The organism is Streptomyces sp. NBC_01716 (assembly GCF_036248275.1).
Lineage (GTDB): Bacteria > Actinomycetota > Actinomycetes > Streptomycetales > Streptomycetaceae > Streptomyces.
Map to the genome: position 1 here is coordinate 323,275 of NZ_CP109181.1, position 25,330 is coordinate 348,604.

Consider the following 25,330-nt stretch of genomic DNA (forward strand, 5'->3'; position numbering starts at 1 on the left):
AGGGCAGCGATCCCCGGCCGCTCAGTGATCACGGCCGGGGCGTCAACCTCTTGAGAAAGGCCCTAAGGGGCGCCCGTCGTGGGCCGTCCGTCGTACGCCCGGCGCTTCGGGGTCCAGCGCATCAGCAGCAGCGCCATGTCGTCGCCGCCGCCGTGCTCCCCCACCATGTCGGCCAGATGGTCGGCCAGTTCCTCGATGCCGTCCGGGCCCGCCTGTACCGCGCGTGTCAGGCGGTCGAGGCCCGCGTCGAGGGAGGCTCCCGGGCGTTCCACCAGGCCGTCGGTGTAGATGAGAAGGGTCTCGCCCGGAGTGAGGTTCGCCCGGGTCACCGGGTAGTCGGCGGCGCCGCGTCTGCCGGTGCCGTCCGCGAGTCCCAGGGGGAGGCCGCCCTTGGTGTCGAGCGTGACGCACGTGCCGTCGCCGCGGCGCACCATCGGTTCGAGGTGCCCGGCCCGGACGATCTGGAGTCCCCCTGTCGACAGGTCGACTTCGACATACGTACAGGTGGCGAAGCGCTCGGTGTCCAGTTCGTGGAGGAAGGTGGAGGCGCGGGCCATCGCCGTGGCGGGTGAGTGCTCCTCGGAGAGATACGCCCACAGCACGATCCTCAGCTGCCCCATCACGGCGGCGGCGTCCGTGTCGTGGCCCTGGACGTCGCCGATCATCAGGCCAAGCCGGTCGCCGGGCAGCGGGATCAGGTCGTACCAGTCGCCGCCGATGTCGCGCCCCGCCCTGGCCGCGCGGTAGCGGACCGCGATCCCGGCGCCGGGGACCTCGGGGATACGGTGCGGCAGCATCGCCTGCTGAAGGCTCTCGGCGAGATCGTGCTCCTGCTCGAAGAGCATCGCGCGCTGGAGGCTCTGGGCGATGCTGCTGCTGAGCGTGATGAGGAGGTTGCGCTCCTCGCCGGTGAACCCGCCGTGCCGGGGGTAGAGCATGCCGAGCACGCCGATGGGTCTGCCCTGGGCGATCAGGGGGAGATAGGCGCCCGAGGCAACCGGAAGGTGTTCGATGTGTTCCCACAGCGGGGGGTAGCAGCGCCGGAACTCGTCGCGCGAGGTGATGTAGCGGGGCCGCAGCGTGCGGACGACCTCGCTCATCGGGAACTGCCCGTCGATCCGCGTGTAACGCAGTTCCGGTACGTAGAGCCCGATACGCCCTTCGCTGACGAGATGGACGCGGCCCTTCTCGACGATGCCGAGCATCACGCTCACCGCGCCGAGGTTGCTGACCGCCTCCGTGTCCTTGAGCGCGTCGGTGACATCGTGCACGGTCGTCGCGCGGGCCAGCAGCGCGGTGACCCGGCGGACCATGCCCGTGAGCCGGCGACGGCTCTCGACCAGCTCGATGCGCTTGGCCGCCTCGTCCAGCTCCCGGGTGGCGTCGCGCACTATGCCGATCACCCGGTACGCCACGCCTTCCGCGTTGCGCAGGAGACGACCCTGGGTGTGCAGCCAGCGCAGCGATCCGTCGCGCGTGTGGATCTGGAAATACGCCCCGTAGACGTCCTTGCCGCCCTTGACCGACGGCTGGATCAGCGTGTCCAGCCGCTCCCGCTCTTCCGGCGGCACCCGGTTGGCGACGGCCATGTCGCCCTCGTACTCGTCGGGGCGCAGATCGAAGACCTCCAGCGCCCCCGGGTCCAGATGCATCGCCCTGGTGTGGAGATCGATGTCGAAGCTGCCCATGCGGTTGTAGGCGAGCGTCACAGCCGCGTCGGCCGGCCATTCCAGTCCGGACGAGTCGGTGGGCTCGCGAAGAGGACGGCCGGGCGGCTGTTCGGCACTCACGGGCCCCTCTTCCCAGTCGTGGGCACGGCAGGTCGGTCGCGGTCGGCGGCTTCTGCTATCAATTGTGCGCGCATCACCCGTATGGATCGCAAGCGGGGAATACGGGTCGGTACGTACCGTACGAGTCACCGCGAGGTTCCGCGACCGCTCAGCGGTCGGATCCGCCGGGTCCGTCGGCCTGACGGGCGCCGTCCGAGGAGGTGAGGTGCCCGGTGATCAGCAGCTGGAGGGCGGGAGCGTACAGGTCCGCCAGCTCTTCGGCGGTGGCCAGTTCGCCGGCGCCGGGGCGGTGGAGGCTGAGGGTCGCGCCGAGCCCGAGGAGCTGACCGGTGATCAGCTCCGCCCTCAGCTCACGCCGCGGCCCGTCGATGAGACCGGCCAGCCGGGCGGTGACCTGCTCACGGAAGCGCTCCCGCAGCAGGGTCCGCTCGTCCATGTTGCCGAGGGAGAAGACGACGCGGAGGAGGGGGTCGGAGAGGTTCTCGCGCCGCAGCCGGACGATGGTCAGCACGAGGTGCCGGCCGAGCTCCGGGGGCGGGGCGGCGAAAAGTCTGTCGGCGGCCGGGCCGAAGTCGGCGACGGTGTTGAAGAGCCGTTCCTTGGTACCGAAGCGCTTGACGATGAGCGAGGCGCTGACACCGGCGTCGGCGGCGATGCCGCGCATGGTCACCTCGGCGTACGGGCGCTGGGTGAAGGCGCGGCGGGCTGCCCGCAGAATCGCGAAACGCCCGGTGCCCGGGTCGGCGCCGTCCGCGCCGTCCGCTGCGTCGTCCGCCGTGAGGTCCGGGCCGGGGGCCGCGCCGGGGTCCGTCCCCTCCCCGGACGCGGCGGCAGGTCCGGTCGTCATGCGCCCTCCTCGGCGAACCTGCGGCTTGCTGCGTGCTCTTTCTCGACCGTACCCGCCTTGGGCGCCAGGGCGCGGCCCGGCAGACAGAGGGTGACCGCCAGGGCGACGACGGCCGCGCCCGCGGCGATGAGGAAGACCAGCAGATAGGCGTGGAGGGTGGGTGCGGTGCGGCCCGCGGCCTGGAAGGTGATGTTCGCGAGTACGGCGGCGACCACCGCGCTGCAGAAGGCCTGTCCGACGGACCGCATCAGGGTGTTGAGGCCGTTGGCCGCGCCGGTCTCCCCCGCCGGCACCGCGCGCATGACGAGGGCGGGCAGGGCCGAGTAGGCGATGGCGGTGCCCGCCGCCACGACGGTCGCGCCGCCGATGATCGGCCACAAGCTGTGGCTGGTGAAGAACCGCACCACGTATCCGACGGCCATCACGCCGGCGGCGAGCGCCAGAGCTGTCTTGGGGCCGTACTTCGCGGAGATCCGGGCCGAGACCGGCGACAGCGCCACCATCGCGAGACCACCGGGCAGCAGACAGAGTCCGCCGACGACTATCGACGCCCCGAGGCCGTAGCCGGTGCTCTTGGGCTCCTGCACCATCTGGGCGGTGACCAGGGAGTTCGCGTAGAAGGCGAAGCCAATGAGCAGGGCGGCGATGTTCGTCAGCAGTACGGCGGGGCGCGCGGACACCCGCAGGTCGACCATGGGGGACGTGGTGCGCAGCTCGTACGCGCCCCAGAGCAGGCCCACGGCGAGCGCGACCACGAGCAGGCCGACCGTAGGCAGGGAGGTCCAGCCCCAGTCCGCGCCCTGGGTGACGGCGAGCAGCAGACTGACGAGGATGACGGAGAGGCCGAGCGTGCCGATGGCGTCGAACCGGCCCCGGGAGCGCAGGGGCGACTCCGGGACACAGCACAGGACGAGCACGATGTCCACCAGCCCGAGGACGGCCGAGGCCCAGAACATGGTGTGCCAGTCGAAGTTCTGGACGACGAGCGCGGCGACCGGCAGTCCGACGGCCGCGCCGATGCCGAGGGTCGAGCTCATGAGGGCGACGGAGGACAGCAGCCTCGCCGGCGGGAGTTCGTCGCGCATGATGCTGATGCCGAGCGGTACGACGGCGAGCGCGGCGCCCTGGAGGGCCCGTCCTGCGATCAGCACCCCGATCTGTGAGCTGAGGGCGCACATGACCGACCCGACGACGAGCACGCCGAGCGAGGCGATGAGGACTTTGCGCTTGCCGTACATGTCGCCGACGCGGCCCAGTACGGGCGTGAAGACCGCGCCCGTCAGCAGCGTGATCGTCACGAGCCAGCTCGCCGCCGCCGGTGAGCTCCCGGTCAGGGAGGGGACGTGGGGCAGCAGGGGCACGACGAGGGTCTGCATCACGGCGACCACGACACCGCAGAAGGCGAGGACGGCCACGAGGAAGCGGCGGCGCCGCCCTTCCACGGGCTCGGGCTCCGATTCCGTCTCCGGCCCTGACTGCGACTCCGAATCCGATTCCGGCCCCGGCATGGGCGCTGCGGGCATCTGTTCTCCGTAGATGTGTGGCGACGTGGTGACCTCCGTGACGGCATGTGACAGAGGGAGGGGTGCACAAGCGTTCACCCCGAGGGTAAACACTCGTGCACCCCTTTGTCACATGCCCTTCTCTCACTAATTGGCGCAAATCCGTTACCGAGGGTGAGTTTGCGCGTTGAACGTGCGTGAAGGCCGCACATCGTGTGGCTGGGCTCGAAACGTTCAAGGAGAAACTTGATGTCGCGTATCGCGAAGGCAGCTGCTGTTCTCGCCGGCACGGGCGCCGTGCTGGCCGGCGGTGCCGGTATTGCCGCTGCCGACGCCGGCGCCGAGGCCGCGGCCGTCGGTTCGCCCGGCGTCCTTTCCGGCAACCTGCTCCAGGTGCCTGTGCACGTCCCGGTCAACCTCTGCGGCAACACCGTCGACGTGATCGGCCTGCTGAACCCGGCGTTCGGCAACACCTGCGTCAACGCCGACGGCGGCAAGAAGCACGATGGCGGCGGCTACGGCCACTGAGCCTCCGGCACCGGGCGTACGTCGTCGATGTACGCCCCCCGCGGGTTCTTGATTGAGGCATGAGGCAACGGCCTCCCGCATTTCGATGCGGGAGGCCGTTGTACGTGGCGGCCCTGGCGTCCGCGCGAGTGCCGGCGGCATCGCGGGACCGGGCTCAGGCTTCGTACCGGTACAGCGACTCGTGGCTGAGCATCTCCGACGGCTTCGTCCGCCACGGCGGCATCGGCTCGTCCAGGCTGATGGCCCGGCCCGACTGCGGATCGTCGTCGTCCAGCTTCCGCCGCGGCAGATAGGCCGACTTCGGGTGCTTCCGCTGCCAGCGGTCCCAGAGAAGGTCGATGAAGGCGTGATGGAGCCAGAAGACCGGATCGTGGGGCGCGGTCGCACCCAGCATCTGGCCACCCACCCACCGGTGGACACGGTTGTGATTGCGCCACCGTGTCTTGTCGCTGCCCGTCGTCCAGCCTTCGACGCGGTTGCGGAAACCCCTCGTGACCGTGGAGTCCCAAGGCGCGGCGTCGTAGACCGACTCGTTCATCGCCCAGGCCAGTTCGTCCTTGGTGGGCAGCGCGATCGGGGAGGTGGGGCGGCCGAAGGCGCGGGCGAGGAACTTACGCTCCAGCACCCCGTCGTCGATGGTCCAGTCGCCCGCCGAGTAGGCGAACGCCCCGGTCGTGACCTGCCCGTCGGACGAACGGCCGTCGCCGCCCAGGAAGTCCTCGGACCAGAGGGACGCGGCCGGTGTGTTGTCGGTCGTCCAGTCCCAGTACGGCACCGTCACCTTGGGGTCGATGCGCTGGAGCGCCCCCTCGAACTCCAGCAGATACTTGCGGTGCCACGGGAAGAACGACGGCGCCATGTGGCCGGTCCGGAGCCCGTCGTCGCCGTCGGCCCGGTAGTACCGGACATGCTGGCGGACGAACTCGTCGTAGCCGCCCTGGCGTTTGAGCTCCAGGACCGTGGTGACGAAGCGCTTCTTCTCCGCGCTGGTGAGATTCCGCTGATTCTTTCTGATGTGCACCGTGGAGGGTCCTCCCTGCGGTCAGTGAAGTGCCGGTCCGGCGAGCGCCAGTTGGGTGGCGCCGAGGTCGTCGACCGCCGCGCGGGCGGTCGCGAGGGCCGTCGGGAACGACTCGAAATGGTTGACCACGCTGACGTAACTGCCGTCGGCGCGACGCATGATGTGCAGGGGGCGGCCGTCGACGCGGACCCCGGCGTCCGTTCCCTGGATGCGCCGGCCGCCGTACATCTCGTCGAAGAGCTCGGCGGCCGGTGGGCCGGGCGCCTCCGCGTCCGGTGAGACCGGCGGTTTGTGGCCCGCCCGGAGGATGGGCGTCAGGGCCGCTGCCGTACCGCCGGTCACCCCGAGGGCGAACACCGCGCGCAGGAAGAGGCGTCGGGTGCGGCTCGGCGGTGAGGCGTGCGGAGGGGTATTCACTCCGGTGAACGTGACGGCGTCGGGATGCGCGTGGGGCTGGGCGTCGGGCCGGGCGTCGGGCCGGGCGTCGGGCCGGGCGTCGGGCGGTTCATGGGGCTGGTGCGACTGGGGTGGCACGAGGGCCGGGATCTCCGCGGGTCGCGCCCCTTCGAGGGGCCCCGGCTCCAGTTTGGTGCCGCCTGCCATGGCGAACCTCCACTCGTCGGCCGTACCCCGCCACACGGATGCGGCGGGATACGGACACTGATCCGGTTCGGGGCAGATGGATCACTGCCCCGAACCAGTCAACGAGGAGGTCGCAGAAGGGTTCTCTGGACTACATCCGATTGTCGTAGTGAAGCTCGGGACTGGCTCAGCAGCTGAGGTTGCCGCCGGGCGTGGTGCCGAGGATCTGGACGAAGGCCTGGTACTTGGCGATCCGGCTCTGGACCTGACCGGGGTTGCCGCCGTTGCATTCGAGACTGCCGTTGATGCTGCGGATGGTCTCGCCGAAGCCACGGCTGTTGACCATCGCGTTGTGCGGGGTCATCGTGCCGGGGCCGTTCTGGGTGTTCCAGTACCAGAGGCCGGTCTTCCAGGCCACGGCCGCGTCGTTCTGGACGAGCCAGGGGTTGCCCAGCAGGTCGATGCCCAGGGCGTCGCCCGCGGCCTTGTAGTTGAAGTTCCAGCTGAGCTGGATCGGACCGCGGCCGTAGTACGCGGCCTGGCCCGCCGGGCAGCCGTAAGACTGCGAAGTGTCGCAGTAGTGCGGGTAGTTGGCGGTGTTCTGCTCGACGATGTGGACGAGACCACCGGTCTCGTGGCTGACGTTGGCGAGGAAGGCCGCGGCCTCCTGGCGCTTGATGGTGTCGCTGCCGGTGTTCGCGAAGGCCGGGTAGGCGCTCAGCGCGGCTTTGAGACCGTTGTAGGTGTAGAAGGAATTCCGGCTCGGGAACATCTGGTTGAACTGAGCCTCGCTGACCACGAAGCCACCCGGGACGGGCGGGTCCGTCGGACCGCCACCACAGGCGCCGTTGTCGGCCCAGACGTCGACCGTGCCGGGTCTCTCGTTCTGGGTCCACCACTTCGCGGTGTAGTTACGGCCGTTGTACGACGCGGTGTCGCCGCCCCAGTAGACGGTGGACGCGTTCCAGCCGGTGACGCACGCGGCGGCGGAGGTGGCCGCCGCCGAGGTCGATGCGGGCAGGAACACCGCGAGAGCCATGGCCGAGACCAGTGCGGTGAACAGTGCAAGAATTCGCTGACGCAAACGACTCACTCCTTCGCGCGGCCGTCGGTGAGCGACGGCCGCCATGGGGGTGAGGGAACCAAACCGGAATCCTTATTACCTGTCAAGGTCTAGACCAACTGGCCAAATCCTGTCTGTCCGTCCGCAGTTCGACCGGCGGAGGGCGGTTCTCGGTACAGGTGAGCAGGACAAGTCCGTCTCGCGTGTCGTGGGCACCCCGGATCCGTGCCCGACAACTCACAACGGCCGTGGGCGGTACGGGGCCGGCGGTGCCTCAGATGTGACGCGATCTCGCCCGTCGGCCGCGGGGTGCCAGCTGTAGCGGATGTCCGGCTCGTTCTCCTCGTTGCCCCGGCCGTCGGTCTTCTCGACCGGGACGAAGCCATGGCGCTCGTAGAAACGCCGTGCCGGGCCGTTGACCTGGAACGTCCACAGGGACAAGCCCTCCGGCCGACGGCGCTTCGCCAGGTCGAGCAGCCGGGCGCCGATGCCGCACCCCCGGTGGTCCGGATCGAGGTACAGCTGGTCGACGTCCCCGCCCTCGATCACCATCATTCCGACGACCGTCTCCCCGGTGGTCGCCACCCAGGTCTCCTGGGTCGGCAGGACGATGTCCCGGATCCAGGCGTGTACCTGCTGCTCGCTGTGGGGGCGGGTGACGCTCGGGAGGGCGGCCGCGAAGGATCTCAGCCACAGTCCGGAGATGTCGGCCGCGTCGGCGGGTGTCGCGCGACGGACGACAAGCGTGTTGGTCTGCACAGCGAGCCATCCTGTCATCAATCAGAAATCAGAAATCAGGGAACGATCGAGTCGACGTATCCGCCGTCGACGCGCAGCGCGGCCCCGGTGGTCGCCGACGCGAGAGGCGAGCTGAGGTAGACGACCATGTTCGCGATCTCCTCCGGCTCGATCAGCCGCTGGATCAGAGACTGCGGCCGGTGCTTCCGCATGAACTCACGCTGAGCCTCCTCCCAGGGAACGGACTTGTCGACGAGCTCGTAGACGAAGTCCTCCACGCCGCCGGTGTGGGTGGGCCCCGCGATCACGGAGTTCACGGTGACGCCGGTGCCGGCGGCCGCCTTCGCGAAACCGCGCGAGACTCCGAGCAGCGCCGTCTTGGAGACCCCGTAGTGGATCATCTCGGCGGGGGTCACGATCGCCGAGTCGCTCGCGATGTACTGGACCCGTCCCCAGCCGCGCTCGGTCATCCGGCCGAGGCAGCCCCGTGTGAGCCGGACAGCGGACAGGACGTTGACCTCGAAGTAGCGCCGCCACTCGTCGTCGCTGATCTCCAGCGCGGGCCGGACGCCGAACACACCCAGATTGTTGATCAGGATGTCCACCTCCGGCACGGCTTCGAGGACCTGTTCCGCGCCGCCCTCGGTGGAGACGTCACCTGGCACGGCCAGGAACTCGGCGTCGGGCGACGCGGCACGCTGACTGTCGAGGGCGCCGGCGACGGACTTCTCGGAGCGCCCGTTCACCGCGACACGGGCTCCGGCACGGGCGAGCCCGGTGGCGATGGCAGCCCCGATCCCCTGGGTGGAGGCGGTGACCAGAGCGGTCTTGCCTGAGAGGTCGATCCGCACGTTCGGTTCCTTTCAGCTGTCTGGTGGGCCAAGGTCATTGTGCGCGGGGGCGGGTGCGCGGCGCGGTCGGCGCGGCCCCGGCGGTCGCCGGCTTCCGTCGAATTCGAATTCCGACGGCCACCGCCTCTTGAAGTGAACCCGACACTGTGTCATATATGTCTAGACCATTGCCCCTTGCTTTCGACGGAGGAGACGATCGTGCGACGGACCCCCACCCAGGTCGCGCTCGTTACCGCTGCCGCCCTCACTCTCGTCGCCTGCGGTGGCGGTGACGACAAGGACTCCGAGGCGCCGTCGGCGCCGACCGGCCTCAGCGTTCAGGCCGGCAGCGCACTGTCCGCACACGTCATGTGGGAAGCAGCCAAGGACAATGTCGCGGTCAGCGGCTACGTGGTGTACCGCGGCAAGGACAAGATCAAGGACGTTCCCGCCGAGAAGTTGATGATCGACATCACGGGCCTGAAGCCGTCCACCGCCTACTCGTTCTCCGTGCGGGCCAAGGACGCCGCCGGGAACCTCTCCCCGCACAGCCAGAAGAAACCTGTCACCACGCCCGCGGTGACACCCGAGGACAAAGAAGCCCCGGCACAGCCGGTGAAGCTGCGCGGCAAGCACCACGGTTCGAAGGGCGCCGAACTCACCTGGAGCGCACCGGACAAGGACCAGGGCATCACCTCGTACGACATCCTCCAGGGCGGCTCGAAGATCCACAGCGTCAGCGGCGACGCGACCAAGGCCGAGGTCACCGGGCTCCGTCCCGGCACCGACTACTCCTTCACCCTCCAGGCCCGTGACGCGGCCGACAACACCTCCCCGGCCAGCGAGCCGCTGAAGATCAGCACGCCGAAGGGCCCGGGTGACGACCCCGACACCGCGCCGATCAGCTTCAAGGTCGCGCGGCACAAGAACGCCAAGGAGGGTGCGTACTACCTCGATCTGTCGTGGCTGCCGCCCAAGGTCGACGGTGAGGTGCCCTCGTACGAGATCCATCTCAACGGGAGCCTGACCACCACGCTGGTCTGGGGCAACAAGGCGCCCGTGGGCAGGACCACCGAGAGCGTCTACGCGGGCAAGAAGCCCGGCGTCGCGTACAAGGTGAAGATCCGCGCGAAGCTGCCGGACGGAGAGTGGGGCAGCTTCTCCCCCGAACTCACCATGGTCACCGGCGAAGCCAAGCCCTGACTGGGCAGGGAGGAGCGGGGCCGGACGTGTCGGCTAGGGCGTGTTTTAGAAGTCCCGTCTGGCCCACGACGCCTGGCACGCGCGCTCGCCGCGTTGTCGGAGTCATCCAAGTACGTCCGGTCCATCTACGGGGATGATCCTCCGCCTTGCGATCGCACGCACCAGACGCCGTGGGCCCCGCCCGATGGGCGGACGACGCTACTTCTCAAACACGCCCTAGGCCGTGTCCGCGCCCCCGCCGCCGGGCACGGCAGCAGGCACGGCAGCGGCGGCAGGCGCGGTCTCCCTGCCCCGGCCCCGCCTGATCCTCAGCCGGGTCAGCAGCGGTCGGCCTCGCCCGGCACCGTGCGGGACCGGCTCAACTGTCCGTACCCGTACGGAAGTCCGTGCCGGTACGGCCGTCGATGCCGGTTCGACTGTGCCTGGCGGTTCGGCTGCCGGGGCCGGTTGGGGTGCTTCCGCCTCCATGGGACTCGTGCCGCTCGGGCGCGGCGCCTGCCGGTCCCGTCGGGCGTCGGCCAGCAGCGCGGTCAGGCTGGACCGGTGCCAGTTGATCTCGTCCGGATCGTCGGCGGTCAGCAGCCGTTGAACGGTCTCGCGCCCCGCCTCCGATCCCGGCCGGCCCGGCGCGAGGTCCGGGCGCAGCCGGTTCAGACATGCCCGCTCGTACGGATCCGGTACGAGCTCGGCGAGTTGGACCGGATCGAGCACGGAACCGACGATGGCCGCGCGCTCCCACCGGTCGTCGCTCTCGTGCAGCAGCAGACCGATACGGCGGCCACGCCAGTTGCGCGGACGGCAGTCCTCCACCGCCCCCGGCTCCTTCCCCGCCGCGCCGTCACCCTCGCTGTCGGCCTGGGGAGCACCGGTCGCCGTCCGCGGCAACCGGCCGGTCAGCAGGCCCGGTTCGCTGCTCGCGAACGCCCGTAGCTCCTCGGCCAGATAGAGCCAGACGACCGCTCGATAGCGATTGAGGTAGAACCGCACCGGCACCAGATACCCCGCACGCGCGAACCGGGTGAAGCGGCCGGGGCTGATGTCCATCAGCCCCGCCCCCTCGGCCGTACCCACCGTCCGCACCCGCTCGCGCAGCGTCTCGGGGAAGCCCGGCGCCCGCCGAAGCCGCTCGACCTCGCCACGCGCCACCCTGCGTCGGCCGCTCACGGCCCCACCGACCGTGCGGACATGCCCCAACTGTGTGGCCAGCTCGAACTCGCCCCGCCTCAGGCGCAGTTCCTGGGCCGCTCGGCCCGCGGCCAGTGTTTCCGAGATTTCCATGACAGACATCGACGGTCTCCCCCGTGAGTGATTAGCTACTCTCGGTGACAACCGTATTCCCGGGTCAAGAATCCCGCTTGCCCTGTGGATAACTCCCCCGGGGACTCCCTGACCGGACTCCTGGACCGCACTTCCAGACGGGGCTTCCGGACCGGACTCTCAGCCGTCCGTGACCGTCGAGTGCGTCGGCGCCGACTGCCGCACCGCGATGCCCAGATGCTCGCCGACACGGTTCACCATCAGAGTCATCTCATAGGCGATCTGACCGACATCGGCGTCCGCCTCGCTCAGCACACACAGACAACTGCCGTCCCCCGCGGCGGTGACGAACAGCAGCGCCTCATCGAACTCGATCATGGTCTGCCGCGCCTTGCCGGCGTTGAAGTGCCGGCCCGACCCTCGCGCGAGACTGTGCAGACCCGACGAGACGGCCGCCAGATGCTCGGCGTCCTCACGCGCCAGCCCGGAACTAGCGCCCGTCACCAGCCCGTCGTTGGACAGCACAAGCGCGTGCCGTATCGGCTCGACCCGACCGGTCAGATCCTCCAGAAGCCAGTCAAGTCCGTCTTCCAACGCCATTGATGTCCACTCTCCCCGTTCAGACAGGTACCGCGCCCTGTGCCCCGTATCTCCCCGTCGGTCGCCCAGCCTCGCGCACCGGATGCTCACGGGCAAGCGGTCCAGCGGCCTGGGAACTTCACACGGAACCGGCCGTTCCCGTCAATGGGAACGATCACCATCCGCGCGGCCGTATGCCTTCGCAATTCCTCGCCTCCGCTCCGACGGCAGATCGCTCCCCCTCCACAGGGTCCGCCACCGAGCCACCCCTTCCGTCAATTCACCACCGCAACGCAATCCCTCGATCGGGTCGCCTGTGAGTCATGACTGAAACGAACACAGGATTACGGCCACTTTCCCGGACGCCCACCCGTCGCGGGCGTCAACTCGGAAGCTCCCGCTGAGAATTCACACCGCGCACCCCGTTACGACCGCTTGATCAGCCGCGTTCATCAAACACCCGGCACATCGCCCTCGCTCCTGGAGGACCCATGAAGATCGTCTCCCCGCCGCCCTTCGTTCACCTCACGTTCGAGAGAGCGTCGGTCTCCGCCCGGCCCCTGATGTGTCAGGTTGACGCCGGGGGTGGCGCCGCGTGAGGTTGCTGAAGCGTCCGAAGCCCGCCGAGAGCGCGGTGTCCGACAGCGAACGCGAGCTGTTCGGCGGGCGGCTCCGCTACGACAGGGGCTGGGCCGACCACGAGTGGGCCTCGCTCGAACTCAGCCTGCTGTCCGCCGTGCGCGCGATGCCGCGCATGGTCGCGGGCACCCTGCGGCTCGCCTGGCGGACCGACCGTTCGGCGCTGATGACGGTCGGCGTCGCCGAGGCAGGCCAGGGGCTGACGGCAGCGCTCGGGCTGCTGGTGGTGAACTCCGTGCTCGGCTCACTCCTGGCCGTCGGAAGCGCCGCCGACCGTGTCTCCGACGCGATGCCCGCCCTGATCGCCGGCGCGCTGGTCGCCGTGGTGGGCGCGCTCCTCGCCTCGTGGTCGACCTCGGCGGCCGGCCGGCTGGAGCCGAAGGTGGAACGGGCCGCGAACGAACAGTACTTACGGGCCGCCGCACGGGTGGAACTGGAGGCGATCGAGGACGGCGAGTTCCGTCGTCTGATCGACACGGCGCAGTTCGGTCCGCCGTCGGCACGGCGGATGATCGGTGCCTGCGTCGCCACCATGAACGGGGTCATCTCGCTGCTCGCCGTGGGCGGTGTGCTGACCGTGCTCCACCCGCTGCTGCTGCCCATGCTCCTGCTGATCGCGGCGCCGCGCGGCTGGGGCGCGATGCGCGTCTCCCAGCGACGGTACGTGTCGGTGATGTCCTGGGTCGAGCATCTGCGCGCCAGCCGTCTCATTGCCGGACTGCTCATCTCCCGCTCCGCCGCGCACGAGATCCGGGTGCACGCCGTGGGCCCCTTCCTCCTCCGGCACTACCGCAACATGGCCGACAGCGCGGAGACCGAGGCGACGCGGCTGGCCAAGGACAAGGCGCTCACCGAACTGCTCGCCGCCGCGCTGTCGGGAGTCGCCGCACTCGTCACGTACGGGACGATGGCCGCGCTCATCGTGTCGGGCCGGATGGACCTGGCCGTGGCGGGCACCGCCGTGGTCGCCGTCCGTTCGGGCTCGGCGAGCCTGGGCGCCCTCGTGATGACCACGAACTCGCTGCACGAGGAGTCTCTGTACGTACGCGACATGGAGAGGTTCCTCGCCGAGGCCGCCGACAGGTCCATCCCGTCGGGCGGGCTCCCGATCCCCGAGCCGACGAGGGCGATCACTCTGGAGGGGGTCTCCTTCCGGTATCCGGACCGGGAGACGCCCGCGCTCACCGAGTTGTCCCTGGCGATCCCGATGGGCTCGGTGGTCGCCCTGGTCGGCGAGAACGGCTCCGGAAAGAGCACACTCGTGAAGCTGCTCGCGGGGCTTCATCTCCCCGACAGCGGGCGGTTGGCGTGGGACGGCGTCGACATCGCCGAGGCGGACCGGGAGCAGATCTTCGACCGGGTGTCGCTGCTCACCCAGGACTTCGAGCGCTGGCCGGTGACGGCGGCGGCGAACATCGAGATCGGCCGGCCGGAGGCCGTGGAGGGCGACCTGGAGGCGGCGGCGCGGTACTCGGGCGCCGACGCGGTCGCCGAGACTCTGCCGAACGGCTTCCAGACCCTGCTGGCCCGCGTGTTCCGCGGGGCGTCCGAACTGTCCGGCGGGCAGTGGCAGAAGTTCGGCCTGGCCCGCGCGCACTACCGGGACGCCCAGGTGATCGTGGTGGACGAGCCCACGTCGGCCCTCGACCCGGAGGCGGAGATCGCGGCCTTCGACCGGATCCGGGGACTGGCGGACGAGCGGCGGGCCGTCGTACTCGTCACGCACCGGATGTCCGGCGTGCGGTACGCGGACCTCATCTATGTACTGCACGAGGGCCGGCTGGTCGAACAGGGCAACCACGAGAGCCTGTTGGCGTTGAACGGCAGATACGCCTCGATGTTCCGCATGCAGGCGGAGCAGTACGGCCACGAGGCGGGCACCGGGACCGGCGTCCCGCAGCAGGGCGGATCGAGGGTGACACCGACCTGACCCGTGGGTCGTTCTCAGGCGCCGGACACCCCGTCCGGCGCTCCGAGGACCTGGGCGCGGCCCACCGGCCCGCGACGGCCCGTCACCGGGCTACGCGGCGTCGCGCATCACATCCCTGCGGATGCGGGCGCAGGAGTCGTTGATCAGCCTGGAGACATGCATCTGTGAGATGCCCAGGTCCTCGGCGATGCTGCTCTGCGTCATCCCACGGAAGAACCTCAGATAGAGGATCTTCTTCTCCCGGTCGGGAAGCCGGCGCAGACGCGGCTTGACCGACTCGCGGTCGATCACGGTGTCCAGCGCCTCGTCCCAGCCTCCGATGGCGTCTCCGAGCGTGGGGCCCTCCTCCGGGGAGGCCAGGCCCGCGTCGAGCGACAGCACACTGAAGCAGTCCATCGCCTCGACACCCGTGACCACGTCGTCCTCGGTCATTCCCGAGTGCAGGGCGAGCTCCTCGACGGTCGGTGCCAGCACCCCGTGCCGCTGGGCCAGTTCGTCGCGGGCGTCGCGTACGCGGCTCCGTAACTCCTGCACCCGCCGGGGCACATGGACGGACCAGAGGCGGTCGCGGAAGTGCCGCTTGAGCTCGCCGGTGATCGTGGGCACGGCGAAGCTCTCGAACGCGGTGCCCCGGTGCGGGTCGTACCGCTCCACGGCCTTCACCAGTCCGATCGCCGCGACCTGCCGCAGATCCTCCAGCGCTTCGCCCCGGTGCCGGAACCGGCCGGCCAGCCGGTCGGCCATCGGGAGCCACGCGCACACGATCTCCCCGCGCGTCCGGTGCTTCTCGGGCCCGTCAGGCAGCAGGGCGGCCCGCTCGAAGGCCTCGGAGGTGTCGGGGACGTCCTCGTGCCGCACCCGGTAGGCCATCACCCGAGGGGTCATGATGCTCCTCGCTCCTCGCTCCACGCGGCCGTCGTCACCGGGGAACGCACGGCCGGCAGCCGGGCGACGCCCGGAGCGGTACGCCGCTCCACGGACGTGCCTCCTGTCCGAAGCACGAAGTGCGTGTGCCCCTGAACACCGCAGTCAAACAAGGGGCTTCAGCGGTCGCCGTCCGGTTCGGCACCGTGCCAGACCGTCGTGACGTTGCAGAATTCGCGGATCCCGTGCTCCGACAACTCCCGCCCGTAGCCGGAGCGCTTGACGCCGCCGAAGGGAAGGGCGGGGTGGGAGGCGGTCATCCCGTTGAAGAAGACACCGCCGGCCTGGAGGTCGCGTACGAACCGCCCCGCTTCCTCGTCGTCGCGCGTCCACACGTTGGAACTCAGGCCGAACGGGGTGTCGTTGGCGACGCTCACCGCCTCGTCGAGATCCGCCACGCGGTACATCGTGGCCACCGGGCCGAAGGCCTCTTCGTGGTGGATGCGCATGTCGGCGGAGACATCCGTAAGGACGGTGGGTTCGTAGTACCAGCCACGGTTGAGCCGGTCCGGACGCTGTCCTCCGCAGCGGGCCATGGCGCCTCGGTTGACGGCGTCGTCCACCAGCTCCTCCAGGTCCGCGCGGCCCTGTTCGCTGGAGAGCGGGCCGACGTCGGTGGACTCGTCCATGGGGTCACCGACGGTCAGTTTCCGCATCCCTGCGACGAAGCGTTCACCGAACGCGTCGTAGACGTCCGCGTGCACGATGAAGCGCTTGGCCGCGATGCAGGACTGCCCGTTGTTCTGTACGCGGGCGGTCACCGCGACCCGCGCGGCCCGGTCGATGTCCGCCGACGGCATCACGATGTACGGGTCGCTGCCGCCGAGTTCGAGTACGGTCCGCTTCACCTCGTCGCCGGCGACGGCGGCGACCGAGCGCCCCGCCGGCTCGCTGCCGGTCAGGGTCGCCGCCGCCACCCGGCGGTCGCGCAGAATGCCCTCGACCGCGCCGGACCCCACGAGCAGCGTCTGGAAGCAGCCCTCGGGGAAACCCGCCCTCCTGAAGAGGTCGCCCAGATACAGCGCGGTCTGCGGGACGTTCGACGCGTGCTTCAGCAGCCCGGCGTTGCCCGCCATCAGGGCGGGAGCGGCGAACCGTACGACCTGCCAGAGCGGGAAGTTCCACGGCATGACCGCCAGTACGACGCCCAGCGGGCGGTAGCGCACGTACGCGCGTGCGGCACCGGAGTCCCGTACGTCGGCGTCCGACGGATGCTCGTCGGCGAGCAGTTCCGCCGCGTGGCGCGCGTACCAGCGCATCGACTTGGCGCACTTCGCCGCCTCCGCGCGTGCGGCGACGATCGGCTTGCCCATCTCGGTGGTCATGGTGCGGGCGATCTCGTCCTGATCCTCCTCAAGGAGGTCGGCCGCGCGGTTCATCATCGTGGCCCGGTGGTCGAAGTCCGTGAGGCGATACCGGTCGAAAGCGGTGGCCGCCGCGGCCAGCCGCCACTCGATCTCGTCGGACCCCATGGCGCCGAACGTCTTGAGGGTCTCGCCGGTGGCGGGATCGACCGTGGCGATGGGCATGGGACAGTCCTCCTCTGACTCGGTTTCTCCGACACTCGCGCGGTACGGGCGGGCCCGCAACGCGGGGGCGACGGCCGTCCGGGTACCCGGGGTGCGCCCCCGTACGCCTCCCGACCGGGCGGCAGGGCCGGGGCCGTACGCGGCGGGGGATCATGTCCCCATGGCCCACGACCACACGCATGTACAGGAATTCTTCGGCGTCCGCGCGGCGGACTGGGACGCGCGCTTCCCCGACGACGGCCCGGCCTACGCCGCCGCCGCGGCCGGGATGGGCCTGCGTCCCGGTGACAGCGTCCTGGACGCGGGCTGCGGCACCGGGAGGGCGCTGAGGGCCCTGCGCGACGTCGTGGGGCCTCGGGGCACGGTGCTGGGCGCCGATCTCACCCCCGAGATGCTCGCGGCGGCCGTACGGAGCGGTCGCGACGCGGTCGGCGCCCTGCTGCTCGCGGACGCGGCGCGTCTGCCGCTGCGCACGCACTCCCTCGACGCGGTCTTCGCCGCGGGACTGATCGCGCATCTGCCGGAGCCGGCCACGAATCTGCGGGAGCTGGCGAGGGTCGTACGCCCCGGTGGCCGTCTGGCGCTCTTCCACCCGATCGGACGCGCCGCGCTGGCCGCCCGGCAGGGGCGGCAGATCACCCCGGACGATCTGCGCGCCGAGGGCACACTGCGTCCCCTGCTCGCCGGGGCGGGCTGGCGTCTGGTCTCGTACGTGGACGAGGACGCCCGCTTCCTCGCGCTGGCCGTGCGCGAGGACTGAGCCGGAGACGACAGCCATGACGGCCGGGTAGCTCGGACTGCCACGCCGGGTGCACCATCACGTGAACGGGTATCGAACCTTGGTGGGAGGCGGGGGCCCCGAGGGATGTGCGAAAGGTGGACGGACCATGTTCGACAAGCTGCGTCGGCTGCTCGTACCGAGCAGGACCGCCACACCGGTCACCGAGCCTGCCGCGTCCCCACGTGCCCGGACACGGCAGCACAACCTGTTCGAGGCCGCTGCCTCCTTCGTGGCGGCGACCGCCGACGACGACCAGGACCGGATGGACGAGGCGTCCGGCTGGGTCTCCCCCGAGGCGCTGTCCTTCGGCGTGAGCGAGCTGGCGTGCCGTGCGGTGACGGCGCTGGCGCGTGAGCGGGACGAGTCGCCCGAGAAGGTGGCACGCACCCTCCTCGGGCTGCCCGCCGCGTGAGGGAGGGTCCCGGAGGCGCGCGGGTGGCCCCCGACCTCTCGACGGCCGGGCGGCCGACTGGCTAAGGTGCGCCGACGACTGATCGGACACGACCGTTCGGATGGGTAGGTGCCGTGACAGGTACGGACGAATCCGCCGATGAGGACGCGCTGTATGTGCTGTCGGCCGTGCTGCTGACACCGGCGCAGTTCCCCAGCGTGCTCGGCGACGACTTCCCCGAGGCGTGCGCGGCTCTCGGGCTGGAGCCGTACGACCGCGGATACGGTCTGGTGCTCGGCCAGGACGGCGGCGGCGCGCGCTGGACCGTGGCCGTCGACGATGTGTCGCTGGTGGCTGTCGCCATCGCCGCGTGGGACTGCGGTATGGAGTACGACCTGTCCCCCGACGAACGCACGGTCGTCGCGGCGCTTCCCGGCTGGCCGGTGGCCCTCTCGGTCGCGGCGCCGGGCATCCCCGCGCCGCACGATCCCGATCCGGAGCCGGGAGTGGACAACGACGGGGCGAGACCGCCGCTCACGCCGCCGGACACGACGAGCTGGGGGTCGGCGCAGCGCCGTCTCGGTGCGGACGAGATCGCGCTTCAGTGGGAAGCCTGGCGCGAACAGTTCGACTCCGAGGACGAGCATCAGCGGGCGGACGCGACTGCCGGTGACGCAGGCGGTGGCGGGGCCGGTGATGACGCGGATTCGGCCGATGACGGCGACGGCGACGGCGGTGCGGACGGGCCTCCCAACAAGAAGGCCGGGGCGGAGGCCACCCAGGACGGCGCGGACCTCGACGGCACGGAGGCCCTCCACGACGGGGTGCGGCGCGTCCTGAAGGAGCTGCGCGGCTACCTGGAGTCACCGCCTCCGCAGGGCCGGGTCCGCTCGGGCTTCGCGCCCGCCGGCGCACGGATGCTCCGGGCCGACGGCCCCGGCTGGTCCCTCGTCGCCAGGACCGACGACATCGCCTACATCCTGCTGGACGACGAACCGAACGAAGTGCTGCCGGTCGGCCGCGGGCCCGAACTGCCGAAGCTCCTGGAAGCGCTCGACGCGATCGCCGTTCGCCCGTCCTGACCTGCTCGGATCCTCACGGCGCCCCCGTACGGGCCCGGGACCGCAGGTGGGTCCCGTGTGCGTACGGGGGCTCTTGCGCCGCCCGGCGCGGGGTCAGCGGCCGATCTCCTTGCGCGTTATGCGCTTGAGCCGGCGGCGCTGCGACGGGTCGAGCATCAGATAGGCCACGGCGGGCACGCCGAGCACCACCAGCAGCGACATCCAGAATCCGATGAATGGGATCAGGAGCAGACCGACGGCCACTCCCCCGACAGCGATCTTTGCCCTACTCGACATTTTCGACGCCTCCTTCGCGGCCGAAGCCGCTCACTGCAGATAGAACGCTCGCGAACCTCCGCCAGTTCCACTATGCGGTCTCCGCGTGTCCGATGCGCCGGTGAGCGGCGATCCGTACCGCTTGGTCAGGCGGCCTCGCGCAGCGGGGCGCCGACCTCGTGCAGGTGTCCGAGTGCCTGCCGGTACGAGTCGATCAGGCCCGTCTCCACGTAGGAGACGTCCATCTCGTCGCAGTACGCGCGGACCAGCGGCTGGGCGACCCGCAGGTGCGGACGGGGCATGCTCGGGAAGAGATGGTGCTCGACCTGGTAGTTCAGACCGCCCAGGAACCAGTCGGTGACGAGCCCGCCGCGGATGTTGCGGGAGGTGAGGACCTGCCGGCGCAGATGGCCCCAGCTCGCGAACTCCTCCTCCGTCGGGATCTTCATGCCCTTGTGGTTCGGCGCGAACGCCATGCCCAGGTGGAGGCCGTAGATCATCTGGTGGATCAGGAGGAAGACGACGGCCTGGCCGACGCTGAGCGTCGTGAAGAGGAGCGCGAGGTAGGCGACGACGTGGATCACGAGCAGTGAGCCTTCGAGGAGGCGCTCACGCGGGGTCTGACGCTTGGTGGCGCGTGAGAAGACGGACCGGAATCCGTAGACCTTGAGGGCGATGCCCTCCAGGGTCGTCAGCGGGAAGAACATCACGGCCTGGTGGCGGGTGAGCCAGCGGCGGAATCCCTTGCGGTCCCCGGTCTGGTGCTGCGCGAAGACAAGGATGTCGGCGCCGACGTCCGGGTCCTTCTCCAGGTGGTTCGGGTTGGCGTGGTGCCGGTTGTGCTTGTCGTTCCACCAGTCCTGGCTCATTCCGAGCAGAAGATTGGCGTGGAAAAGCTGTACGGCGCGGTTCTTTCCGCGCGTCGCGAATATCTGTGCGTGGCCCGCGTCATGCGCGATGAACGACATCTGGGCCGAGACGAGCGCCAGTGCCGGGGCCAGGAGAAGTGCCCACCAGGACTCTCCGATCAGCACCACGCCGGTCACGATCGCCGCCAGTTCGATCAGGTTGACGGCGATGTCGCGGGCGTACCAGGCGGTCCGCCGTTCGAGGAGTCCCTTCTCCCTGACCGTCCGCAGAAGGGGCGCGAAGTCGCTGCCGCCTGTGCGGGCGGCCGCCGGGCCGGGGGTGGTGGTCTCCGCGACTTCTGCGGGGGCCTGGGGCATGTCGGTCTCCGGTCTGTAGGCCGACGATCGTGTAGATCGTTGAGGTGGAAAATGGCAGGCGTGTGAGGCCGTTCGAGTGGCGCGATCACAGCTTGATCGCGCCGACCGGGAGAAAGCTACGCGGAGTTGGGCCTCCAAAGCCATGCGGCCAACACCCCGAGGGGATGGGGGGCTATTCCCGACCTAGGGGGTGGTGCTGCCTACACCCCTACGTGGCCCATGATTCTTGTCACCGTCCGGGGCGGTCCGCGGGCGCCCGGGGCGAGGTACCCTCGGCCGCTGCACCTTCACTAGTCAAACTTGAGGAACGTGTCATCGCCGTATACAGGCCCCCTGCGGCTACGCCCTCCCAGATCGCCGAACTCGCCCGCTGCGACGCCCTGTTCCTGCCCGCCGACCCCGCCCGAGCCGGCCGGATCGCCTTCTGGCACCCGGACGGCACCGCGCTCCCCGACCGGTCCGTCGATGACCTGACCGTCGTCGGCGACGACGTGCGCCCGCGTACGGTTCCGGCGGTGTCGCTGCCCGTACGGGACGCGCTGCCCGTGCTTACCCGCGCCAGGACCGTCGCGCACGCCTCGCCCGCGGTGGCCTTCTGGGGCGCCGCGTCGCTGCTGGCCCTGCAACTCGCCGCGCGTGGCAGGCTGTTGCCCGGTCTCTCCGCGGCCGGTCATGACGCCTGGCGGGCCGGGCCCGTCGCCGCCGACGATCTGGAGCGCATCCGCGCGCTCGCCGCCTCGATGCCGCCCAGTGCCCACGCCGTACCGCTCGACGCGAGAGCGACGGGACCACTGCTGCTCCCCGAGCCCGAACGGCTGCTGCGGCGGTTCCTCGACGCGGTCGCCGACGCTGTCGTACGCACGCCCGCCGCGCCGATCGCGGCCGGATCTCCCGCATTCGCCGCGCCCGAGCCCCACCGGCTGCCCGGACTGCGCGGCTGGGCCGCCGACGTGGCCGCCGGGCACGACGCGGGCGTACGGCTGTCGCTCCGGGTCGAGCTGCCAGGTCTGGCCGCCGTACCTGACGACGCCTCTACTGAGGGCGGCTCCCCCGACGGCGACGCTTTGGGATCGGCTACGGCGTTCCGCGCCGTCCTGCAGATGCACAGCGTCAGCGATCCGACGGTCGTCGCCGACGCGGGCGAGGTATGGGCCGGTACGGGGGCCGTGGGCGGCTCGGGCGAGGCCTTCGGCCCCCGGGCCCGGATGGACGCCCTGCTGGCCCTCAGGCGGGCCGCGCGGGCCTGGCCGCCGCTGACCCCGCTCCTGTCGGCCACGGTGCCCGACGCGATCGACCTCGCCGACGAGGAGGTGACCGAGCTGCTCGGAGAGGCCTCCCGCGCGCTGGCCGCCACCGGGGTCCAGGTGCACTGGCCGAAGGCGCTGGCGCGCAAGCTGACGGCGCGCGCCGTCATCGGTCCGCCCGGCGACACGCCGGACGGAGCCGCCCGCGCCGGGGACGACACGCGCGGGGACGGAGCCTTCGACCAGGCCGGCTCGGGCCTGCCGTCCTTCCTGTCCGCCGACGCTCTGCTCGCCTTCAACTGGCGGTTCGCGCTGGGCGACCAGGAACTCACCCGCGCGGAGCTGGACCGGCTCGCCGAGGCGACACGCCCGGTCGTCCGGCTGCGCGACCAGTGGGTCCTCATCGACCCCGAGGAGGCCAGACGCGCCCGGGAGAGCCAGGACCGCAAGCTCACCCCCGTCGACGCCCTCGGAGCCGTCCTCACCGGGTCCGCAGAAGTGGACGGACGGCGTGTCGAGGTGCAGGCATCGGGGTGGCTCGCGGCGCTGCGCGACCGGCTCGCCGACCCGGAGGGCACGGACCAGGAGATCGGCCAGCCCGCGGCCCTAGCGGCGACGCTGCGCGACTACCAGCTGCGCGGCCTCAACTGGCTGCACCGGATGACCTCGCTCGGTCTGGGCGGCTGTCTCGCCGACGACATGGGCCTCGGCAAGACCATCACGGTCATCGCGCTCCATCTGCACCGCCAGAGCGACGAGTCGGCGGCGGGTCCCACCCTCGTGATCTGCCCGACGTCGCTGATGGGCAACTGGCAGCGCGAGATCGAGCGGTTCGCACCCGGCACACCGGTGCGCCGCTTCCACGGCGCGTCGCGCGGCCTGGACGCCCTCGCGGACGGCGAGTTCGTCCTCACGACGTACGGCACGATGCGCCTGGACGCGCGGAGACTCGCCGGCGCCGAGTGGGGCATGGTCGTCGCCGACGAGGCGCAGCACGTGAAGAATCCGTACTCCGCGACGGCCGGCCAGTTGCGCACCATCGGCGCCAAGGCGCGCGTCGCCCTGTCCGGCACCCCCGTGGAGAACAACCTCTCCGAACTGTGGGCGATCCTCGACTGGACGACGCCCGGTCTTCTCGGCCGGCTCGCCACCTTCCGTACGCGCTACGCGCAGGCGGTCGAGGGCGGCGACCCGGGGGCGGCGGAGCGGCTGTCCGCGCTGGTACGGCCGTTCCTGCTGCGCCGCCGCAAGTCGGACCCGGGCATCGCGCCGGAGCTGCCGCCGAAGACGGAGACCGACCGCGCGGTGTCCCTCACCACCGAGCAGGCGGGGCTCTACGAGGCCGTCGTACGCGAAACTCTCGCGGCGATCCAGGCCGCTGACGGCATGGAACGCCGTGGCCTCGTCATGAAGCTGCTGACATCGCTCAAGCAGATCTGCAACCACCCCGCGCAGTTCCTCAAGGAGGGCGAATCGCCGCGTGTCGCGGGGCGTTCGGGGAAGGTCGAGCTGCTCGACGAACTGCTCGACACGATCCTCGCGGAGGAGGCGAGCGTGCTCGTCTTCACGCAGTACGTACAGATGGCGCGGCTCCTCGAACAGCATCTGGCCGCGCGCGGCGTCCCGGCGCAGTTCCTGCACGGCGGCACACCGGTGCAGCAGCGCGAGGCCATGGTGCGACGGTTCCAGGAGGGTGAAGTGCCGGTGTTCCTGCTGTCGTTGAAGGCTGCGGGCACGGGGCTCAATCTGACCCGCGCCGAGCATGTCGTGCACTTCGACCGCTGGTGGAACCCGGCCGTCGAGGCGCAGGCGACTGACCGCGCGTACCGCATCGGCCAGAGCCGGCCGGTGCAGGTGCACCGCATGATCGCCGAGGGCACGATCGAGGACCGGATCGCCGACATGCTGGCGCGCAAGCAGCAGCTGGCGGACTCCGTCCTCGGCGCCGGCGGCGAGGCGGCACTGACCGAACTGACCGACGACGAGCTGGCCGACCTGGTCGAGCTGCGAGGGAGTGCGCGATGACCGGAGCCGGCAGTGGTGGCGGCGGTCGCGGTACGGACGGCGGGAGCGAGCGCACCTTCGCCGCCCTGCCGCCCGCGCGGGGCCGCGCCTTCGCGGAGACCTGGTGGGGGCGGGCGTGGCTGAAGGCGCTGGAGGACTCGGCGCTGGACTCGCTGCAGCTCAAGAAGGGCCGCAAGCAGGCCCGTGACGGGGCGGTCGGTGCGGTTTCCGTACGACCCGGGCGGATCACGGCCGTCGTACGGGACAGGGACGGCACGGCGCAGCGCAGCGACGTGCTGTTGCAGCAGCTCAGTACGGATGAGTGGGACCGGTTCCTCGACATGGCGGTCGAGCGCGCGGGCCACATCGCCGCGCTGCTGGACCGTGACATGCCGCCGCATCTTGTGGAGGACGCGGCGGGAGCCGGGGTCGAACTGCTGCCCGGCATCGGCGACCTGGAGCCGGAGTGCGCCTGCGACGCGTGGGATCTCTGCCCGCACACGGCGGCGCTGTGCTACCAGGTGGCGCGCCTGTTGGACGAGGATCCCTTCGTCCTCCTACTGATGCGCGGCCGGGGCGAGCGGCAACTGCTCGACGAGTTGCAGGTGCGTTCGGCGCGGGCCGCGCGGACGCGGCGGAATCCGGCCGAGGGCGCGGACGCAGCGACCGTTGAGGAGCCGGAGGGTGTACGCGCGGACGAAGCGTTCGCGGCGCGGGACATCCTCCCTCCGCTGCCGCCTCCCCCGCCGGTTCCGGAGGAGCCCGGCCCGCCGCCGTCCCTCGACACGGAGGCGGAGCCACCACCGGGGATCGACGCGGACGCCCTGGAGTTCCTGGCGGCCGACGCGGCGTCGCGCGCGCTGCGGCTGCTGATCGAGGCGCTGTCCTCCGGGCACGAACGGCAGCCGCTCGACCTGGAGTTGACGCCCGCTCAGGACGCGGTCCGGCTGGCGGCCTCGTGCGCCGATCCGTTGATAGCGGTGCGGCTCGCCGGGGGCACGGGCCGGCAGCGCGCGGAGCTGGAACTGGCGGTGGAGGCCTGGCGCCACGGCGGTGCGGCTGCTCTCGCCGTACTGGAGGACGAGTGGCAGCCGGAACCCGAGGCGCTGGCGCGCGCGAAGGCGGACCTGGCGGGGGCCTGGGAGGGCGGCGAGCGCCCGCGACTGCGGGCGGGGGCGGCGGGCCGCTGGACGGTGGTGGGAGCGGACACCCAGCTCCGCTACGGCCGCGACGGCCGCTGGTGGCCGTACCGCAAGGTCCGCTCCCGCTGGTCCCCCGCCGGCCCACCGGCCCCGGACCCGGCGTCGGCCCTGGCGGGCCTCGGTCCGGAGGGCGGACCGCAGCCAGGTCGCCCCTGAGCGCCGGGCCCACAGCGCCTTCCAGAA

At 70.8% G+C, this 25,330-nt stretch carries 21 protein-coding genes and 1 pseudogene; 8 read left to right on the plus strand and 14 right to left on the minus strand.

Annotated elements, in window-relative coordinates:
* Positions 1-116: 116 nt before the first annotated feature.
* The 3 genes and pseudogenes from OIE74_RS01480 to OIE74_RS01490 form a co-directional block, all read right to left on the minus strand.
* A pseudogene (locus OIE74_RS01480) lies at positions 117-1,733 on the minus strand (SpoIIE family protein phosphatase); the annotation flags it as partial.
* 205 nt (positions 1,734-1,938) lie between these two features.
* Complete coding sequence (locus tag OIE74_RS01485) at positions 1,939-2,637, minus strand: TetR/AcrR family transcriptional regulator (RefSeq protein WP_329377532.1); 699 nt, start codon at positions 2,635-2,637, stop codon at positions 1,939-1,941.
* Entirely contained in the window at positions 2,634-4,160 is a 1,527-nt protein-coding gene (locus tag OIE74_RS01490; protein WP_329377534.1) for an MFS transporter, read from the minus strand. Before OIE74_RS01490 ends, OIE74_RS01485 begins: the two co-directional genes overlap by 4 nt.
* A gap of 228 nt (positions 4,161-4,388) precedes the next feature.
* Between OIE74_RS01490 and OIE74_RS01495 the strand changes: the two genes are divergently transcribed.
* Positions 4,389-4,667 carry a chaplin gene (locus OIE74_RS01495; protein ID WP_329377536.1) on the plus strand — a complete coding sequence of 93 codons (279 nt, stop codon included), beginning with the start codon at positions 4,389-4,391 and terminating at the stop codon, positions 4,665-4,667.
* Positions 4,668-4,821: 154 nt separating this feature from the next.
* On the opposite strand, the gene OIE74_RS01500 is transcribed toward OIE74_RS01495, so the two are convergent.
* The 5 genes from OIE74_RS01500 to OIE74_RS01520 form a co-directional block, all read right to left on the minus strand.
* Positions 4,822-5,688, minus strand: coding sequence for a tyrosinase family protein (locus tag OIE74_RS01500; protein ID WP_329377538.1), 867 nt, complete (start codon positions 5,686-5,688; stop codon positions 4,822-4,824).
* A gap of 21 nt (positions 5,689-5,709) precedes the next feature.
* Positions 5,710-6,291: a tyrosinase family oxidase copper chaperone gene (locus OIE74_RS01505; RefSeq protein WP_443075995.1), complete on the minus strand. Its 582-nt coding sequence runs from the start codon at positions 6,289-6,291 to the stop codon at positions 5,710-5,712.
* 166 nt (positions 6,292-6,457) lie between these two features.
* Positions 6,458-7,309 (minus strand): glycoside hydrolase family 19 protein, encoded by an 852-nt coding sequence (locus OIE74_RS01510; protein WP_443076337.1) that lies wholly within the window; start codon positions 7,307-7,309, stop codon positions 6,458-6,460.
* A gap of 261 nt (positions 7,310-7,570) precedes the next feature.
* Positions 7,571-8,092 carry a GNAT family N-acetyltransferase gene (locus tag OIE74_RS01515; protein WP_329377541.1) on the minus strand — a complete coding sequence of 174 codons (522 nt, stop codon included), beginning with the start codon at positions 8,090-8,092 and terminating at the stop codon, positions 7,571-7,573.
* A 35-nt stretch (positions 8,093-8,127) separates the two neighbouring features.
* The gene (locus OIE74_RS01520; protein ID WP_329377543.1) at positions 8,128-8,922 is read right to left on the minus strand and encodes an SDR family NAD(P)-dependent oxidoreductase; all 795 of its coding nucleotides are present in this window, start codon (positions 8,920-8,922) and stop codon (positions 8,128-8,130) included.
* Between the two features lie 198 nt (positions 8,923-9,120).
* Here OIE74_RS01520 and OIE74_RS01525 point away from each other — a divergent pair, with 198 nt between their 5' ends.
* A complete protein-coding gene (locus tag OIE74_RS01525) occupies positions 9,121-10,104 on the plus strand; it encodes a fibronectin type III domain-containing protein (RefSeq protein ID WP_329377545.1) in 984 nt (327 codons plus the stop codon).
* Positions 10,105-10,320: 216 nt separating this feature from the next.
* Here the strand turns inward: OIE74_RS01525 and OIE74_RS01530 are convergent, their stop codons facing one another.
* Together OIE74_RS01530 and OIE74_RS01535 are read right to left on the minus strand one after the other, a co-directional pair.
* The gene (locus OIE74_RS01530) at positions 10,321-11,391 is read right to left on the minus strand and encodes a DUF6397 family protein (RefSeq protein WP_329377548.1); all 1,071 of its coding nucleotides are present in this window, start codon (positions 11,389-11,391) and stop codon (positions 10,321-10,323) included.
* Positions 11,392-11,541: 150 nt separating this feature from the next.
* A complete protein-coding gene (locus OIE74_RS01535) occupies positions 11,542-11,961 on the minus strand; it encodes a roadblock/LC7 domain-containing protein (RefSeq protein WP_329377549.1) in 420 nt (139 codons plus the stop codon).
* 574 nt (positions 11,962-12,535) lie between these two features.
* On the opposite strand from OIE74_RS01535, the gene OIE74_RS01540 reads away from it, so the two are divergent.
* Positions 12,536-14,509 carry an ABC transporter ATP-binding protein gene (locus OIE74_RS01540; protein ID WP_329377551.1) on the plus strand — a complete coding sequence of 658 codons (1,974 nt, stop codon included), beginning with the start codon at positions 12,536-12,538 and terminating at the stop codon, positions 14,507-14,509.
* Between the two features lie 90 nt (positions 14,510-14,599).
* Here the strand turns inward: OIE74_RS01540 and OIE74_RS01545 are convergent, their stop codons facing one another.
* Both OIE74_RS01545 and OIE74_RS01550 read right to left on the minus strand, forming a co-directional pair.
* Positions 14,600-15,394: a SigB/SigF/SigG family RNA polymerase sigma factor gene (locus OIE74_RS01545; protein ID WP_329377553.1), complete on the minus strand. Its 795-nt coding sequence runs from the start codon at positions 15,392-15,394 to the stop codon at positions 14,600-14,602.
* Between the two features lie 158 nt (positions 15,395-15,552).
* A complete protein-coding gene (locus OIE74_RS01550) occupies positions 15,553-16,962 on the minus strand; it encodes an NADP-dependent succinic semialdehyde dehydrogenase (RefSeq protein ID WP_329377555.1) in 1,410 nt (469 codons plus the stop codon).
* A 160-nt stretch (positions 16,963-17,122) separates the two neighbouring features.
* On the opposite strand from OIE74_RS01550, the gene OIE74_RS01555 reads away from it, so the two are divergent.
* The 3 genes from OIE74_RS01555 to OIE74_RS01565 all read left to right on the plus strand — a co-directional run bounded on the left by OIE74_RS01555 (position 17,123) and on the right by OIE74_RS01565 (position 19,216).
* The gene (locus OIE74_RS01555) at positions 17,123-17,722 is read left to right on the plus strand and encodes a class I SAM-dependent methyltransferase (RefSeq protein ID WP_329377557.1); all 600 of its coding nucleotides are present in this window, start codon (positions 17,123-17,125) and stop codon (positions 17,720-17,722) included.
* A gap of 127 nt (positions 17,723-17,849) precedes the next feature.
* Entirely contained in the window at positions 17,850-18,155 is a 306-nt protein-coding gene (locus tag OIE74_RS01560; protein ID WP_329377559.1) for a hypothetical protein, read from the plus strand.
* Positions 18,156-18,268: 113 nt separating this feature from the next.
* Positions 18,269-19,216 (plus strand): hypothetical protein, encoded by a 948-nt coding sequence (locus OIE74_RS01565; RefSeq protein ID WP_329377561.1) that lies wholly within the window; start codon positions 18,269-18,271, stop codon positions 19,214-19,216.
* 93 nt (positions 19,217-19,309) lie between these two features.
* Here OIE74_RS01565 and OIE74_RS01570 read toward each other — a convergent pair whose 3' ends face one another.
* Together OIE74_RS01570 and OIE74_RS01575 are read right to left on the minus strand one after the other, a co-directional pair.
* Entirely contained in the window at positions 19,310-19,492 is a 183-nt protein-coding gene (locus OIE74_RS01570; RefSeq protein WP_189107215.1) for a hypothetical protein, read from the minus strand.
* Between the two features lie 125 nt (positions 19,493-19,617).
* The gene (locus OIE74_RS01575) at positions 19,618-20,697 is read right to left on the minus strand and encodes a fatty acid desaturase family protein (RefSeq protein ID WP_329377564.1); all 1,080 of its coding nucleotides are present in this window, start codon (positions 20,695-20,697) and stop codon (positions 19,618-19,620) included.
* A 212-nt stretch (positions 20,698-20,909) separates the two neighbouring features.
* Between OIE74_RS01575 and OIE74_RS01580 the strand changes: the two genes are divergently transcribed.
* The gene (locus tag OIE74_RS01580; RefSeq protein ID WP_443075996.1) at positions 20,910-23,966 is read left to right on the plus strand and encodes a DEAD/DEAH box helicase; all 3,057 of its coding nucleotides are present in this window, start codon (positions 20,910-20,912) and stop codon (positions 23,964-23,966) included.
* On the plus strand, positions 23,963-25,303 hold the full coding sequence (locus OIE74_RS01585) for an SWIM zinc finger family protein (protein ID WP_329377566.1): 1,341 nt from the start codon (positions 23,963-23,965) through the stop codon (positions 25,301-25,303). Before OIE74_RS01580 ends, OIE74_RS01585 begins: the two co-directional genes overlap by 4 nt.
* The last annotated feature ends 27 nt before the right edge of the window (positions 25,304-25,330 follow it).

What these genes read in the sequence shown, in the direction of transcription:
- OIE74_RS01485 (WP_329377532.1), bottom strand. Translation starts at nt 2,637, where the DNA reads ATGACGACCGGACCTGCCGCCGCGTCCGGGGAGGGGACGGACCCCGGC.
- OIE74_RS01490 (WP_329377534.1), bottom strand. Translation starts at nt 4,160, where the DNA reads ATGCCCGCAGCGCCCATGCCGGGGCCGGAATCGGATTCGGAGTCGCAG.
- OIE74_RS01495 (WP_329377536.1), top strand. Translation starts at nt 4,389, where the DNA reads ATGTCGCGTATCGCGAAGGCAGCTGCTGTTCTCGCCGGCACGGGCGCC.
- OIE74_RS01505 (WP_443075995.1), bottom strand. Translation starts at nt 6,291, where the DNA reads ATGGCAGGCGGCACCAAACTGGAGCCGGGGCCCCTCGAAGGGGCGCGA.
- OIE74_RS01510 (WP_443076337.1), bottom strand. Translation starts at nt 7,309, where the DNA reads ATGGCTCTCGCGGTGTTCCTGCCCGCATCGACCTCGGCGGCGGCCACC.
- OIE74_RS01530 (WP_329377548.1), bottom strand. Translation starts at nt 11,391, where the DNA reads ATGTCTGTCATGGAAATCTCGGAAACACTGGCCGCGGGCCGAGCGGCC.
- OIE74_RS01535 (WP_329377549.1), bottom strand. Translation starts at nt 11,961, where the DNA reads ATGGCGTTGGAAGACGGACTTGACTGGCTTCTGGAGGATCTGACCGGT.
- OIE74_RS01545 (WP_329377553.1), bottom strand. Translation starts at nt 15,394, where the DNA reads ATGACCCCTCGGGTGATGGCCTACCGGGTGCGGCACGAGGACGTCCCC.
- OIE74_RS01550 (WP_329377555.1), bottom strand. Translation starts at nt 16,962, where the DNA reads ATGCCCATCGCCACGGTCGATCCCGCCACCGGCGAGACCCTCAAGACG.
- OIE74_RS01555 (WP_329377557.1), top strand. Translation starts at nt 17,123, where the DNA reads ATGGCCCACGACCACACGCATGTACAGGAATTCTTCGGCGTCCGCGCG.
- OIE74_RS01560 (WP_329377559.1), top strand. Translation starts at nt 17,850, where the DNA reads ATGTTCGACAAGCTGCGTCGGCTGCTCGTACCGAGCAGGACCGCCACA.
- OIE74_RS01570 (WP_189107215.1), bottom strand. Translation starts at nt 19,492, where the DNA reads ATGTCGAGTAGGGCAAAGATCGCTGTCGGGGGAGTGGCCGTCGGTCTG.
- OIE74_RS01575 (WP_329377564.1), bottom strand. Translation starts at nt 20,697, where the DNA reads ATGCCCCAGGCCCCCGCAGAAGTCGCGGAGACCACCACCCCCGGCCCG.
- OIE74_RS01585 (WP_329377566.1), top strand. Translation starts at nt 23,963, where the DNA reads ATGACCGGAGCCGGCAGTGGTGGCGGCGGTCGCGGTACGGACGGCGGG.